The sequence below is a fragment of the Pseudomonas aestiva genome (assembly GCF_039908605.1).
GTDB lineage: Bacteria > Pseudomonadota > Gammaproteobacteria > Pseudomonadales > Pseudomonadaceae > Chryseomonas > Chryseomonas aestiva.
The window spans coordinates 1,415,643-1,429,216 of the sequence record NZ_CP150916.1; the positions used below are offsets into that span (position 1 = coordinate 1,415,643).

The following is a 13,574-nucleotide window of genomic DNA, read 5'->3' on the forward strand; positions in this document are numbered from 1 at the left end:
CGGCCCCGCTCGGCTCAAGGCAGCGGTATCAGGCCTGCGGCCCTTGTTCGCGGGCAGCCAGCAGCTGATCGATGCGGGCCATCAGCCGTTCCAGGGTAAAGGGCTTGGCCAGCACCTCGACGTCCGCGACAGGCAGGGACTCGCCAGGCAGGTTTGCCTCGGCATAGCCGGTGATCAGCAGGGCCATCAGACCCGGGCGGCGTTCCCGGGCCAGGGCGGCGAGCTGGCAGCCACTCAGCCCGCCCGGCAGGCCGACATCGGCAATCAGCAAGTCCAGCGGGATATCCGATTCCAGTACCTGCAGCGCCGCGGCGGCATCGGGCGCCTCCAGGGTATGGATGCGATGTTCGCGCAGGGCTTCGTCCACCAGCATGCGCACCAGAGGTTCGTCGTCCACCACCAGGACGGTCATGCCGTCGGGATAGCGCAGCGCTGGAGCCGACGGCGTCTCCACCGACGACGCTGAAGGCTCCACCAGGCGCGGCAGATAGAGGGTCACGGTGGTGCCTTGGCCGGGTGCCGAGGCGATATGGGCGACCCCGCCGGACTGCCTGGCGAAGCCATAGATCATCGACAGTCCAAGCCCGGTGCCCATGCCCACCGGCTTGGTGGTGAAGAAGGGATCGAAGGCCCGCGCCAGCACCGCGGGCGGCATCCCGGAACCGGTGTCGAGCACTGCCAGGGTCACATAGTCGCCAGCCGGCAATTCCAGCGCGGCGGCCTGGGCGTCGTTGAGTCGGCGATTGGCGGTGACGATGCGCAGCATCCCGCCTTCGGGCATGGCATCCCGGGCGTTGATGCACAGGTTGAGCAGGGCGTTCTCCAACTGATGGGGATCGCACAGGGTGAGATTCAACGCCTCCGCCAGTTCGATATGGATCTCGATCTGGGGGCCGACCGAGCGGCGGATGAGTTCCTCCATGCCCAGCACCAGTGCGTTGGTCTGGGTGGCCGAGGGATCCAGCGCCTGGCGACGGGAAAAGGCGAGCAGGCGGTGGGTCAGGGCCGCGGCGCGCTCGGCGGCACCCTTGGCGCCACTGGCATAGCGCTCGAGATCGGTGAAGCGGCCCTGTTCCAGTCTCAGACTGAGCATGTCCAGGCTGCCGATCACACCGGTCAGCAGGTTGTTGAAGTCATGAGCGATGCCTCCGGTCAGCTGGCCCACGGCTTCCATCTTCTGGCTCTGGCGCAGCTGTTCCTCGGTCTGGCGCAGGGCTTCCTGTTGCTCACGGATGGCGGTGACTTCGCGAACGGCAGAATAGATGAGGCCATCTTGCAACACCGAATTCCACGACAACCAGCGATAGCCGCCTTCTCGATGCCGATAGCGATTCTCGAAGCCGAACACCGGTTCGCCGTGCTTCAGGCGTTCCAGGGCCGTCTCGGTGCGGGCGCGATCCTCGACATGCACGAAGGCCATGAAAGGCTCGTGGCGCAACTGCTCTTCGCTCCAGCCCAGGGTGCTGGTCCAGGCTGGATTGAGGTCCAGCAGCTGGCCCTCCAGGGTCGCTGTACAGAGCAGATCGGGGCTGGCCAGCCAGATCAGATCACGCTGGCGGGTGCGCAGGGTGACCTGTTCGCCGAGATTGCCGGCGAAGCGATAGAGGGACTCCAGGCTGCGGCGCTGGGCCGCGCAGACCACCGTCATGATGACGTTGACCAGCACGAACAGCGCATGGGACACCCAGCGTTCCGAGAACAGTGCGAAATAGGCGGGTGCCTTGACGAAGAGGGTCTCGGCCAGCAGCACCGACAACAGGGTGGCGAAGATGCCGGGACCCAGGCCGAACCAGAAGGCCGCGGCCATGATGAAGGGAATGAACAGCAGATAGGGCAGGCTGTCGATGCCCAGGCTCAGGCGGATTCCGGCCGCGATGGCGATCAGCAGGGTAGCGCCCAGAAAGCGCAAGGAAGCCGGCGTCTCCCGCGGGACCAGCTTGAGCAGCCGGCCGAGCAGGGTATGGGTGGCAATGGGCACTGGCGCTAGACCTCGGGGCGCTGATCGCTCACGGTATCGAACGGGTCACGACCGGCAGGCCGGCTCAGGTGCCCTCGTGCCGCTCGAATTCCTCGACCGCGCGTACCACGCCCGCGTTGTCCGCCGCCGTGCTGCGGGCCTGGCGCTCGAAGGCGGTGGCCAGCTCATCGACCAGTTGCAGCAGACGCGGAATGTCGCCGCTGCGTTCGGCATCGGCGGCCTGCTCGCGCACGCGGTTGACGAAGGCTTGGGGATCGTCGAAGGCGGTCATGGGGCGTTCTCCGTTGTGATGATACTTGTCTGACCACAAATGACGGCCAAGGCTCACTCGCGCCGCGTCCAGGCTTGCGGATTGACCAGATTTGCCGGTCGCTGACCGCCCAGGGCGGCCAGCAGGTTGTCCACCGCGCAACGGGCCATGGCCTCGCGCGTCTCCCGGGTCGCAGAGCCCAGGTGCGGCGTGGGCACCACGTTGGGCAGCTGCAGCAGGGGCGAGTCCGACGCCACGGGTTCCCGGTCGAAGACGTCCAGCCCGGCGCCACGCAGTCGGCCTTCCTGCAAGGCGGCGATCAGGGCGGCTTCATCGATGACCGGGCCGCGCGAGACGTTGATCAGGATGGCGTGGGCCGGCAACCGGGCCAGTTCGGCGGCGCCCAGCAGGTGATGGGTCTCGTCGCTCAGGGGTACGGTGATGCAGAGGAAGTCGCAGCTCGCCAGCAACTCGGGCAGCGGCAGGAAGCGCGCGCCGAAGCGCTCGTCCACCTCGGGCTTGGCGGCGTGGGCGGTGTAGTTGACATGCATGCCGAAACCCAGGTGGGCGCGGCGGGCGATGGCCTGGCCGATGCGGCCCATGCCCACCAGGCCCAGGGTCTTGCCATGAACGTCGCAACCGAAATGCGCCTCGCCCAGACTGGCCTGCCACTGGCCGGCGCGGACCCAGTCCGCCAGTTCGACGATGCGCCGCGCAGTGGCGAGCAGCAGGGCGAAGGCGGCGTCGGCAACGCTTTCGGTGAGCACATCCGGGGTGTTGCAGAGCAGGATGCCGCGACGCTCCAGATAGGGCAGGTCATAGCTGTCGAAGCCGACCGAGACACTGGCGATGGCTTCCAGCCGGGGGGCCAGGTCCAGCAGTTCGGGCGTCAGCTTGTAGCTGGAGCCGAGCAGCCCCTGGGCTTCGGGCAGGCGTTCGCGCAGGCGGGCCTCACCGCCTGGCGCCTTGACGTCGACGTATTCCAGATCGAAGGCTTCGTCCAGTCGCGCGGTCAGCGCCGGCGACAGGGCCTTGTAGTGGATCACCTTCTTTTTCATGGACAGCGCTTCCTCTAGTGACTGGTGGCGGGCTTGAGCGCCGCGGCGCGGGTGACCGGTTCCTGGCGCAGCAGCAGGGTCAGGACCACGGCCACCAGCAGGGCGCCGCCCATGAAGCCGAAGGACGCGCCGGGACCACCGGTCACGCCGTTGAGATAGCCCACCAGGTAGGAACCGGCAAAGGAGCCCAGGGCGCCCATGCTGTTGATCAGCGCCATGGCGCCGCCGGCGACGTTGCCGGGCAGGATCTCCGGAACGATGGCGAAGAAGGGGCCGTAGGGGGCGTACATGCAGGCACCGGCGACCACCAGCAGGGCATAGGACCACCAGAAGTGCTGGGTGCCGAGGGCGAAGGAGCCGAGGAAGGCCAGGGCGGCGATCAGCAGCGGCGGCCAGACGAACAGCTTGCGATTCTGCATGCGGTCCGAGGCCCAGGACACCCCGAGCATGGCCAGTACCGCGGCCAGATAGGGCAGCGAAGACAGCCAGCCGGCCTGAACGATGTCCAGCTGGGCGCCCTGGCGCAGGATCGACGGCAACCAGATGACGAAGCCATAGACGCCGATGCTCCAGCAGAAATACTGCAGCGACAGGAGGATGACCTTGGGCGAACGGAAGGCTTCGGCGTAGTTCTTGACCGGCTTCATGCCCTGCTGCTCGGCCTTCAGCGCCTCTTCCAGGCGGGCCTTTTCGTCAGCGGCGAGCCACTTGGCATCCTTGGGCCGCTCGGCGGCCAGGCGCCACCAGATGAAGGCCCAGATCACCGCCGGCAGGCCTTCGATGATGAACATCCAGCGCCAATCCAGGGCATGGATCAGATAACCCGAGACCACCGACATCCAGAGGATGGTCACCGGATTGCCGAGGATCAGAAAGGTATTGGCCCGGGAACGCTCACGCTTGGTGAACCAGTGGCAGAGATAGACCAGCATCGCCGGCATCACCGCCGCTTCGACGACGCCGAGCAGGAAACGGATGGCGATCAGCAGGGTGACGTTGGGTACCAAGCCGGTGAGGGTCGCCAGACCGCCCCAGGCGATCAGGCTCCAGAAGATCAGTCGCTTGACGCTGCGCTTCTCGGCATAGATGGCGCCGGGCACCTGGAAGAAGAAGTAGCCGAGAAAGAACAGCGCACCGAGCAGCGAGGACATCGCCGGGGTGATGCCCAGGTCGTCGGCCATGCCCGAGGCCGCGGCGAAGCCGTAGTTGGCCCGATCGAGATAGGCCAGGCTGTAGGTGATGAAGACCACCGGCATCAGATACCACCAGCGGCGTGGAGCGAGAGGGGAAGCGTTCATGGGGTCACCTGCTTGATTGTTCTTGTCAGGGGGTTGGTGTCGATCAGGGGAGTTCGTGGCGGTAGGGCAATCCTTCCATGTCGCCGACCACCTGCACGGCGCGGGCGCCGATCCAGTTGCCGCGGGCGACGGCGACGGCGACGTCGAGACCGTCGAGCAGAGCGCTGACGAAGCCGGTGGCGAAGCCATCGCCGGCGCCAACGGTGTCGACCACCTCGGCCACCGCTACGCCGGGGACCTCGCCCTCGGCGTCGGGCGTGCGCCAGTAGCCACCCTCAGGGCCGAGCTTGATGGCCACGGCCTTGGCGCCGCGATCCAGGTAGAAGGCGGCGATGTCCGCCGGGGTGTCGTAACCGGTCAGCAGCCGGCCTTCGGCCAGGCCGGGTAGCACCCAGTCGGCCAGCGCGGCGAGGTCATTGAGTTCGCGGCGCATCTGGTCTTCGCTGTCCCACAGCGACGGCCGCAGATTGGGGTCGAAGGAGATGCTGCGGCCGGCGTCGCGCATGGCCTGCAACAGGTGGCGGCTGAAGGCGCGGGCGCTGGGCGAAAGGGCAGGTGGAATACCGGTGGCGTGCAGGTGGCGCGCCTGCAGCAGGCTGGGGTCGAAGTCTTCTTCGATGTTGAGGTGGCTGGCGGCCGAGCCGCGGCGGAAGTACTCCACCACCGGATCGCTGCCATCGGTGGCGCGGGACTTGAGCTGGAAGCCGGTGGGGTGCCGGGGATCGACGGTGAGGCGGCGGCAGTCCAGGCCCTCGGCCTCGAGACTGGCGCGCACGAAGCGGCCAAAGGAATCATCGCCCACCCGCGACAGCCAGGCGACCTTGAAGCCCAGGCGACTCAGGCCGATGGCCACGTTGTTGTCGGCGCCGGCGATGCGCTTGCCGAACTGGTCGACCGTGGCCAGCTCGCCCGGCGTCTCGGCGACGAACATGGTCATGGTTTCGCCAAAGGCGAGGATGTCGATGTCAGCCATGCCGGCGCTCCTCCCGGGTCTGCCCATCCAGGGTGCGTAGCGCCGCTACCTGGCGGCGGGTCTCGGCCAGCAGATCCGCCCCCATCAGCGGAAATTCGATGGCGCGGCGCAGGCCGCTGGGGAAGTGCGCCATCAGGCCCTGCCAGGCCAGCAGGTCGGCGGCTTCCGGCGGTACGGCGTGCAGGCCACCGGCCCGCCGGCGCACCGCCTTGCAATGCAGGTAGCGGACGTCGGGGCCGAGCAGGCGAGCAGCCTGCAAAGGGTCTTCGTCCTGCCAGCGCCAGTTGCCGACGTCGAAGGTCAGCGCCACCGGCAACTGGATTGCCCGGGCCGCCTGGATGAAGGCGCGCAGTGGCTCGACCCGGCCGCCCTGGGCGGTCTGGTCGTTTTCCACCAGCAGCTGTGGGCCGTCGCCCGTCAGCAGGCTGGCGAGCGGCACCAGATCGGCCGCCGCGCGGTAGTGCCCGAGGGACACCTTGAGTGTATCGGCGCCCAGCAGGCAGGCTTCCGCGAGGGCCGAGGGCAGACGTGGCGAGAGGGCCGCGCCGGCTTCGGGCCAGAGTTCGAGGGGGACCGAATAGACACAGCTCAGACCAACTGCCTGGATGGCGGCGCCCAAGGCGGCGAAATCGGGCGCCTCGGTAAAGAGTTCGGCGCGGATTTCCACATGGGTGGCGCCCGCGGCGGCGATCAGGTCGAGCCAGGCGGCCTGACCCTGGGTACGGACCCCGTCGGCACCAAAGGCCGAGGTGGTGATGGCGATCTCCGGTGGCATTGTTGTTCTCCTGAAACCGGTTTCAACAAAAGACGAGCAAAAGGGCGAAAGGTGCCTCTAGGTTCGGGCGCGAGTCGACTGACGGATGCGCAATTCCGCGCCGAAGGTCTGCTGCACCGGGGCGCTGCGATCCCCGTCGATCCGCCGCTGCAACCGCTCGAAGGCGGCTATGCCCAGGGCATGGGTCGGCTGGGCAAGGGCGCTGATGCCGCCACCCACCAGGGGAAACCAGTCGAGGTCGTCGAGAGCGAGCAGGCCGAGGCGTTCGAACAGGGGTTCGCCCAGGGCCTGCAGCGCCAGGGTCGTCGCCAGGGTCGCCACGCCATTGGCGGTGAGCAGCGCCTTGGGTCCGGGGCCGGGGCTGGCGAGAAAGGCGGCCAGTGCCGTCTGCAAGGCCAGGGCATCGTCGGCCTGGGCGCAATGCCCGCCACGACAGCCAGGATGGTCGGCCAGGGCCGCGTCGAAGGCCGTCAGCCGCTGGCGGCGGGAGCTGGTGCCGTCCAGAGGTTCGCTGACCAGTAACAGGTCGCGATACCCCTGACGCTGCAGGTGGGCCACGCCGTCGGCGATGGCCTGGTGGTTGTCGAGGCCGACCAGATCGGCCTCGACGCCCGGCAGTTCGCGATCCAGCAGCACCAGCGGCAGGCGGCTGCCCAGGTGGCGCAGGTCGGCGGCGTGCTGGCCAAAGGTGTTCACGATCAGGCCTTCGATGCTGTAGGACTGCAGCGCGGCCAGTTGCTGGCGCTCCTGGCGGGCGTCCTGGTCGGTGTTGCAGATCAGCAGCGAATAGCCCTGCTGGCGGCAGGCGGTTTCCACGCCATGCATCACCGCGGTGGAATAGGGATTGAGCAGATCGGCCACCAGCATGCCGATCAGGCGGCTGCGACCACGCTTGAGACCACGGGCCATCTGGTTGGGCTGGAAATCGAGGGCGACCACGGCCTGCTCGATACGCGCGGCGAGGGAATCGGACAGCAGGCGGCGATCGTCGCTGATGTAGCGAGACACGCTGGCCTTGGACACGCCGGCGGCGGCGGCCACTTCGGCGATGGTCGCACGGGTGGCGCGCGGACCGGGGAGAAAGACATCGTTCATGGCGTACCGCTGTTAGGATTTTGTAGGTGCCTGAAACCGGTTTCAGTAAATCTCTTCTCACGCGGACCGGCAAGCCGGTCTAAGGTGCAGGCCGACCAGTGGTCGCCGCAGGCGGTCGCTGGCCGCGGTCACCTTTTATGTTCTCCTTTGCACAGGAAGGTCTCGATGGACTCCCTCGACAGTCTCGCCCAACAACTGGGTGAAGCCCTGCAGGCGGCCGGCGCCCAGGTCACCACTGCCGAATCCTGCACCGGTGGCGGCATCGCCGAGGCGATCACCCGCATCGCCGGCAGCTCGGCCTGGTTCGAGGCCGGCTTCGTCACCTACTCCAACCGCCAGAAGACCCTGCAACTGGACGTGCCCGAGGCGCTGTTCGAGCAGGTCGGCGCGGTCAGTGAGGAGGTGGTGGCGGCCATGGCGCTGGGCGCGCAACAGCGTGCCGGTGCCCGCTTCGCGGTCGCGGTGAGCGGTATCGCCGGGCCGGGCGGCGCGGTGCCGGGCAAGCCGGTCGGTACCGTCTGGCTGGCCTGGCGCGACGGCGAAAAATTGCACACCGAACGGCAGGTATTTGCGGGTGATCGCGCCGTCGTTCGCCAGCAGACCCAGGTCCGCGCGCTGGAGGTTTTATTGGCCTTCTTGACCGAGGAAAAAGGCCCTCAGGTGTAGCAACCAGGGGGTGAATATGGTTTAATACTGTTCACTTATACAGGTATCCACGGCCGTCTGGCCCTTCTTTCTCCGAGAGGAATCTAATGGACGACAACAAAAAGCGTGCCCTGGCCGCGGCCTTGGGACAGATCGAAAAGCAATTCGGTAAGGGCACCGTGATGCGCATGGGCGATCACGAGCGCCAGGCCATTCCGGCGATTTCCACCGGTTCCCTGGGCCTGGACATCGCCCTTGGCATCGGTGGTCTGCCCAAGGGCCGGATCGTCGAAATCTACGGTCCCGAGTCTTCGGGCAAGACCACCCTGACCCTGTCGGTCATCGCCCAGGCCCAGAAGCAGGGCGCCACCTGCGCCTTCGTCGACGCCGAACATGCCCTGGATCCGGACTACGCCGGCAAGCTGGGCGTCAATGTCGACGACCTGCTGGTGTCCCAGCCGGATACCGGTGAACAGGCCCTGGAAATCACCGACATGTTGGTGCGCTCCAACGCGGTCGACGTCATCATCGTCGACTCCGTGGCCGCTCTGGTGCCCAAGGCCGAGATCGAAGGCGAGATGGGTGACATGCACGTGGGGCTGCAGGCGCGTCTGATGTCCCAGGCGCTGCGCAAGATCACCGGCAACATCAAGAACGCCAACTGCCTGGTCATCTTCATCAACCAGATCCGCATGAAGATCGGGGTGATGTTCGGCAACCCCGAGACCACCACCGGCGGTAACGCCCTGAAGTTCTATTCGTCGGTCCGCCTGGACATCCGTCGCATCGGCGCGGTGAAGGAAGGCGACGAGGTGATCGGCAGCGAAACCCGCGTCAAGGTGGTCAAGAACAAGGTGGCACCGCCGTTCCGCCAGGCCGAGTTCCAGATCCTCTATGGCAAGGGTATCTACCTGAACGGCGAGATCATCGATCTGGGCGTGCAGCTGGGTCTGATCGAGAAGTCGGGTGCCTGGTACAGCTACCAGGGCAGCAAGATCGGCCAGGGCAAGGGTAACGCTGCCAAGTTCCTGGAAGACAATCCCGAGATCAAGGGCGCCGTGGACAAGGCGATCCGCGAAAAGCTGCTGAGCCAGCCGACCAATCAGAAAGCCGAAGTAGCTGCTGAAGAAGGCGCTGACGTCGATCTCTGATCGCCTGCCAGTGTTCCAGACGACCCCCGCCCCGTGCGGGGGTTTTCGTATGAGGAGGATCACCCTTGGGCAATCCGCTGGATACCACCGCTGCCATCCGTCTCGCCGCCATGGATCTGCTGGCGCGTCGCGAGCATGGCCGTGAAGAGCTGTCGCGCAAGTTGCGTCGGCGCGGGGCCGAGGAGGAACTGCTTGGTCCGGTACTCGATCGCCTGGCCGAGGATGGCCTGCTCGATGAAAGTCGCTATCTGGAGAGCTATATCGCCAGCCGTGCCCGCTCCGGTTACGGGCCCATGCGCATCCGCGAGGAACTGGGCCAGCGTGGCCTGAAAAAAGAGCAGGTGGAGATGGCCCTGCGCGAAGCGGACGTGGACTGGCAGGCGCAGCTGGAAGAGGTATGGCGCCGGAAATTCGGTACGCCGCCGGCCGATGCCAAGGAGCGTGCCAAGCAGGGGCGTTTCCTGGCCTACCGAGGCTATGCCATGGACGGAATCAACCGGGTGCTGAGCCGGCGGTAGTGGGTTGTGGCTTGCGGTGTTGGGCTTCGCTGCGCCCAGCGCCAGCCTGCAGGTCCATCCCGCCCAAGGTGAGTGATTGATTGCGGAAAATGAACGCGCGCACGACCAACCTCCTCCCTGAGGAAGAGGGTTGGGGTGAGGGCGCGCTTCGCGGTGATGCCGAATGGAAAGGAGGCGCCATTTTCCGTGCGTTTGCCAGGACACGAATCGAGTTCAGAGCCATCGCGGCCATGGGCCGCTCCTACAGTCAAATCAGTGTCTGTAAGAGCGGCCTATGGCCGCGATGGTAGCGATCACCTCGGTCCCGCAGGTTCGCGCTGAGCACAGTGGCGCCTAGCATCGGTTCTGGTGTCGGAGATCGTTGGGCTTCGCTGCGCTCAACCCAACCTACGGGAGAGTGCTGCAGGTTGGGTTGAGACGGCCCCATCCGCGAAGCCCAACATGGCGGCAGAGTCTGGATACGTTGGGCTTCGCAGTGCTCAGCGCCAACCTACGTGGCTGCCCAATGCTCCGGCCGATTGAGTTCGTCCACCAGTTCGCGCAGACGACCGTAGTGACGGCCATGGAAGTCGAAGGCGAGGCGCGTCAGATGGGCGAATTCCGCTTCGTCGGGCTGGCCTTCCCCGGGCGCCAGCTGGGTGAAGCCCGGGGTCCGACAGAGGTCGCCGAAATCCGTTGCCAGGCGCTCAAGACAGGCCGGTGTCAGGGCGTGCCTGAGGCGGATATGGAACAGGCCGTCACGTCGGCGGGTGGAGTGGTAGTTGCCATAGAAGTGCTCGATCTCGGCGGCGGCGGCTTCCGGTGAGCGTACCAGCCGGACCAGCTTGAGATCGGCCGGCAGGATGTAGCCTTCCTCCAGCAGATTGCGCTGCAGATAGGCCAGGGTGTCGTCCCAGAAGTGGCCGTCGGGGGTGTCCAGCAGGACCAGCGGCACCAGCGGACTCTTGCCGGTCTGGATCAGGGTGAGCACCTCGAAGGTCTCGTCCAGGGTGCCGAAACCGCCGGGGCAGAGCACCAGGGCATCCGCCTCCTTGAGAAAGAACAGCTTGCGCACATAGAAGAAGTGAAAGGACAGCAGGTGATCCGTGCCCTCGATGGTGGGATTGGCGCGCTGTTCGAAGGGCAGGGTGATGTTGAAGCCGAGACTGGCCTCGGGCCCTGCGCCTTCGTGGGCCGCGCCCATGATGCCGGCGCCGCCGCCGGTGATGACCATCATGTCGCGGCGGGCCAGGGCACTGCCCAGTTCGCGAGCGAGGGCATAGAGGCCATGATCGATGCGGGTCCGCGCCGAGCCGAACACCGTGACCTTGCGTCGCCTGCGGAAACGCTCGAGGGTGCGGAAGGCCTGCTCCAGCTCCTTGAGGGTCTGCAGCATGATCTTGGCGTCCCAGCGTGCCGGATTGGTCTGCGCCATGCGCACCACCGTCACCAGCATCTCGCGGTAGAGGCCCAGGTTGGGGCTGCCGCCCGGGAGGGCGTGCTCCAGCAATTCGTCGATGCGCTGGCCGAGGTCGGCGGCGCTGGGCTCCACGTGGCGGGCCAGGTAGCTGTCGTCGCTGTCCTCGGTCATGGCCGCGGTCTCCGCTTACTTGCCCAGGCCGCAGTCGGCCGCCTGGAAGCGCTCGACCATGACCGGCTTGTTGGTCTGGTATTCGGTGAAGTCATAGACCAGGGTGGCGCCACGGGCCAGCAGCTGGCGATAGCCATTGCTCTGGCAGACGCTCTCGGCCAGTTGCACCCGCACCGTGGCCGGATTCTCGCGCATGCGGGCGGCATGGGCAGGGCGGACGCTGAGGTTGTTGATCAGCTGCTTGCCCTGCACGGTGTAGCCGCGGTCGAGGATGTCCTCGTTGATGGCGCGGGGCGTGCCCTGGCTGCTCTCGGTAGCCACCTTGCGCAGCATCTGGTTGAGCTCGTGGTCCTTGAGCGACTCGGCCGCCTGGACGGTGAAGGGCAGGGCGAGGGTCAGGGCGAGCAAAGCAAAACGAGGCATCGTGTTCTCCAGCGTAGAGGAGCCCGTTTCGACCGTGGTCGCGGGCGGGGGTTCGCAGGGCGTCTGCGCAGGGTAACCTGCCTGGCCGCCGCGGGCATCCCGATCGCTCTGGTAAACTGCGCTTTTGCCCCGCGAGCCCGGCATGACCCCGATCAGCGACACCCCTCTGCATGCCGTGGCCCGTCTGCGCCAGGAGCGCCTGGCGCGCAGCATCAAGCCCTTCATCGCCCGTGGCTCGCGCATGGCGCGCTGCCCGAATTGCCGTCTGGCACCCAGCCACTGCCTCTGCGACCTGCGTCCCCTGCGCCAGACCCACGCCGGCATGTGCCTGCTGATGCACGACGTCGAGCCGCTTAAGCCGAGCAACACCGGTTGGCTGATCGCCGACGTGGTGGCCGACACCCATGCCTTCGGCTGGAGTCGCACGGCGGTGGATCCGGGGCTGCCGGCATTGCTCGCGCAGCCGGAATGGCAACCGCTGCTGGTGTTTCCCGGCGAGTACGCCGCGCCCGAGCGGGTGGTCGAGAGCATGCCGCTGGCGCCCGGTCAGCGCCCGCTGTTCGTGCTGCTGGATGCCACCTGGACCGAGGCGCGCAAGATGTTTCGCAAGAGTCCCTATCTGGACCGCCTGCCGGTGCTGAGCTTCCAGCCCAACGCCCTGTCGCGCTATCGCCTGCGGCGCTCGACCCGGGGCGAGCACCTGTGCACCGCCGAGGTCGCCGCCCTGTGCCTGGAACTGGCCGGCGAGGCACCGGCCGGTCGGTTGCTGGAGGCCTATCTGGATGTCTTCAGCGAGCGCTACCTGGACGCCAAGCATCACCTGCCGCTGGCGGCGGACAGCCCGGCCAGCCGGCAACTGAAGGCCCTGCGGGATTAGTTGACCGGCTTGATCTCCACCGGCGCCTGGCGCGGCCAGAGCTGGGCCGCGAGCATGCCGGCGAACATCAGGCCGCAGCCCAAATAGCCACGACCGCTGAGGGCCTCGCCCAGCAGCCAGGCACCGAAGAAGGCGGCGAACACCGCCTCCAGGGAAAAGATCACCGCCGCATGGGAGGCGATGGCGCCGCGCTGGGCGAACACCTGCAGGGTGTAGCCTATGCCGGCGGCGATCACGCCGCCATAGAGCAACTCGGGCAGGGCGAGGACGATCCCGGTCGACTGGATCGGCTCGAAGGCCAGCGCCAGCGCCAGGCTGAGCACGGCGCAGACGCCGAATTGCAGGATCGACAGCACCGTGGCGTCGTGGCGACTGGAATAGTGTCCCACCAGCAGCACATGGACCCCCCAGGCCAGGGCGCCGGCCAGTTGCAGCAGATCGCCCGAGGCCACGTGGAAGTTGTCGCCGATGCTCAGCAGCCCCATGCCGACCACCGCCAGGCTGGCGCCGATCCAGGTGCCCAGGTGGCTGCGCTGGCCGAGCAGCAGCCCCAGCAGCGGCACCACGATGACATAGAGGCCGGTGATGAAGCCGGAATTGGTCACGCTGGTGAACAGCAGGCCGACCTGCTGCAGGTTGATGCCCAGGGTCAGTACGAGGCCCATCAGCAGGCCGCCCTTGAAGGTGTCGCGGGTCAGGCGCTGCTGGCGACCGCGGCGGCGCAGGAACAGGAGCAGTGGCAACAGGGTGAGGGCGCCCAGGGCAAATCTCAGGCCCGTATAGAGAAAGGGGCCGATGTGCTCCATGCCGCCGGTCTGGGCGATGAAGGCGCTACCCCAGATGAGGGCGGTGAGCAGCATGAGCAGATCGGCACGCAGGGCGGCGCTGGGCATGGGACGTCTCTTGGGCAAAACGGCAACTGTGCCGCAAACCGCAGGGCCTTGCCTACCGTCCGCGGTCCGC

14 protein-coding genes are annotated in these 13,574 nt (G+C 66.8%); 4 read left to right on the forward strand and 10 right to left on the reverse strand.

The genetic code is table 11. The features are described from left to right. Positions 1-28: 28 nt before the first annotated feature. The 7 genes from AABM56_RS06520 to AABM56_RS06550 form a co-directional block, all read right to left on the reverse strand. Complete coding sequence (locus AABM56_RS06520; protein WP_347883916.1) at positions 29-1,978, reverse strand: ATP-binding protein; 1,950 nt, start codon at positions 1,976-1,978, stop codon at positions 29-31. A 64-nt stretch (positions 1,979-2,042) separates the two neighbouring features. Next, positions 2,043-2,249 carry a hypothetical protein gene (locus tag AABM56_RS06525; RefSeq protein ID WP_133859795.1) on the reverse strand — a complete coding sequence of 69 codons (207 nt, stop codon included), beginning with the start codon at positions 2,247-2,249 and terminating at the stop codon, positions 2,043-2,045. A 53-nt stretch (positions 2,250-2,302) separates the two neighbouring features. Then, positions 2,303-3,286, reverse strand: a complete 984-nt coding sequence (locus tag AABM56_RS06530; RefSeq protein WP_133859794.1) for an NAD(P)-dependent oxidoreductase — start codon at positions 3,284-3,286, stop codon at positions 2,303-2,305. Positions 3,287-3,300: 14 nt separating this feature from the next. Further along, a complete protein-coding gene (locus AABM56_RS06535) occupies positions 3,301-4,584 on the reverse strand; it encodes an MFS transporter (protein ID WP_133859793.1) in 1,284 nt (427 codons plus the stop codon). Between the two features lie 43 nt (positions 4,585-4,627). Then, positions 4,628-5,557 (reverse strand): sugar kinase, encoded by a 930-nt coding sequence (locus tag AABM56_RS06540; protein ID WP_133859792.1) that lies wholly within the window; start codon positions 5,555-5,557, stop codon positions 4,628-4,630. Then, positions 5,550-6,332, reverse strand: a complete 783-nt coding sequence (locus tag AABM56_RS06545) for a sugar phosphate isomerase/epimerase (protein ID WP_133859791.1) — start codon at positions 6,330-6,332, stop codon at positions 5,550-5,552. Before AABM56_RS06545 ends, AABM56_RS06540 begins: the two co-directional genes overlap by 8 nt. Before the next feature lie 57 nt (positions 6,333-6,389). Further along, positions 6,390-7,427, reverse strand: a complete 1,038-nt coding sequence (locus AABM56_RS06550) for a substrate-binding domain-containing protein (protein ID WP_133859790.1) — start codon at positions 7,425-7,427, stop codon at positions 6,390-6,392. A gap of 165 nt (positions 7,428-7,592) precedes the next feature. On the opposite strand from AABM56_RS06550, the gene AABM56_RS06555 reads away from it, so the two are divergent. From AABM56_RS06555 to recX, 3 genes are all read left to right on the forward strand, one after another. Continuing rightward, positions 7,593-8,093: a CinA family protein gene (locus AABM56_RS06555; RefSeq protein ID WP_133859789.1), complete on the forward strand. Its 501-nt coding sequence runs from the start codon at positions 7,593-7,595 to the stop codon at positions 8,091-8,093. An 86-nt stretch (positions 8,094-8,179) separates the two neighbouring features. Continuing rightward, the gene (recA, locus tag AABM56_RS06560) at positions 8,180-9,223 is read left to right on the forward strand and encodes a recombinase RecA (RefSeq protein WP_133859788.1); all 1,044 of its coding nucleotides are present in this window, start codon (positions 8,180-8,182) and stop codon (positions 9,221-9,223) included. A 65-nt stretch (positions 9,224-9,288) separates the two neighbouring features. Continuing rightward, positions 9,289-9,741 (forward strand): recombination regulator RecX, encoded by a 453-nt coding sequence (gene recX / locus AABM56_RS06565; protein WP_347883917.1) that lies wholly within the window; start codon positions 9,289-9,291, stop codon positions 9,739-9,741. A 490-nt stretch (positions 9,742-10,231) separates the two neighbouring features. Here recX and AABM56_RS06570 read toward each other — a convergent pair whose 3' ends face one another. Further along, the gene (locus AABM56_RS06570) at positions 10,232-11,311 is read right to left on the reverse strand and encodes a TIGR00730 family Rossman fold protein (protein ID WP_133859786.1); all 1,080 of its coding nucleotides are present in this window, start codon (positions 11,309-11,311) and stop codon (positions 10,232-10,234) included. A gap of 15 nt (positions 11,312-11,326) precedes the next feature. After that, positions 11,327-11,734, reverse strand: a complete 408-nt coding sequence (locus AABM56_RS06575) for a quorum-sensing-regulated virulence factor family protein (protein ID WP_133859785.1) — start codon at positions 11,732-11,734, stop codon at positions 11,327-11,329. A gap of 142 nt (positions 11,735-11,876) precedes the next feature. On the opposite strand from AABM56_RS06575, the gene AABM56_RS06580 reads away from it, so the two are divergent. Continuing rightward, positions 11,877-12,611 (forward strand): tRNA-uridine aminocarboxypropyltransferase, encoded by a 735-nt coding sequence (locus tag AABM56_RS06580; protein ID WP_133859784.1) that lies wholly within the window; start codon positions 11,877-11,879, stop codon positions 12,609-12,611. Here the strand turns inward: AABM56_RS06580 and AABM56_RS06585 are convergent. Beyond that, positions 12,608-13,504 (reverse strand): DMT family transporter, encoded by an 897-nt coding sequence (locus AABM56_RS06585; RefSeq protein ID WP_133859783.1) that lies wholly within the window; start codon positions 13,502-13,504, stop codon positions 12,608-12,610. The two genes, AABM56_RS06580 and AABM56_RS06585, sit on opposite strands and share 4 nt — an antisense overlap. Positions 13,505-13,574 lie beyond the last annotated feature (70 nt).

Coding starts and splice junctions, on each gene's coding strand:
- AABM56_RS06530 (WP_133859794.1), bottom strand. CDS start 3,286: ATGAAAAAGAAGGTGATCCACTACAAGGCCCTGTCGCCGGCGCTGACC.
- AABM56_RS06545 (WP_133859791.1), bottom strand. CDS start 6,332: ATGCCACCGGAGATCGCCATCACCACCTCGGCCTTTGGTGCCGACGGG.
- AABM56_RS06570 (WP_133859786.1), bottom strand. CDS start 11,311: ATGACCGAGGACAGCGACGACAGCTACCTGGCCCGCCACGTGGAGCCC.
- AABM56_RS06580 (WP_133859784.1), top strand. CDS start 11,877: ATGACCCCGATCAGCGACACCCCTCTGCATGCCGTGGCCCGTCTGCGC.
- AABM56_RS06525 (WP_133859795.1), bottom strand. CDS start 2,249: ATGACCGCCTTCGACGATCCCCAAGCCTTCGTCAACCGCGTGCGCGAG.
- AABM56_RS06550 (WP_133859790.1), bottom strand. CDS start 7,427: ATGAACGATGTCTTTCTCCCCGGTCCGCGCGCCACCCGTGCGACCATC.
- AABM56_RS06585 (WP_133859783.1), bottom strand. CDS start 13,504: ATGCCCAGCGCCGCCCTGCGTGCCGATCTGCTCATGCTGCTCACCGCC.
- recA (WP_133859788.1), top strand. CDS start 8,180: ATGGACGACAACAAAAAGCGTGCCCTGGCCGCGGCCTTGGGACAGATC.
- AABM56_RS06575 (WP_133859785.1), bottom strand. CDS start 11,734: ATGCCTCGTTTTGCTTTGCTCGCCCTGACCCTCGCCCTGCCCTTCACC.
- AABM56_RS06540 (WP_133859792.1), bottom strand. CDS start 5,557: ATGGCTGACATCGACATCCTCGCCTTTGGCGAAACCATGACCATGTTC.
- AABM56_RS06555 (WP_133859789.1), top strand. CDS start 7,593: ATGGACTCCCTCGACAGTCTCGCCCAACAACTGGGTGAAGCCCTGCAG.
- AABM56_RS06535 (WP_133859793.1), bottom strand. CDS start 4,584: ATGAACGCTTCCCCTCTCGCTCCACGCCGCTGGTGGTATCTGATGCCG.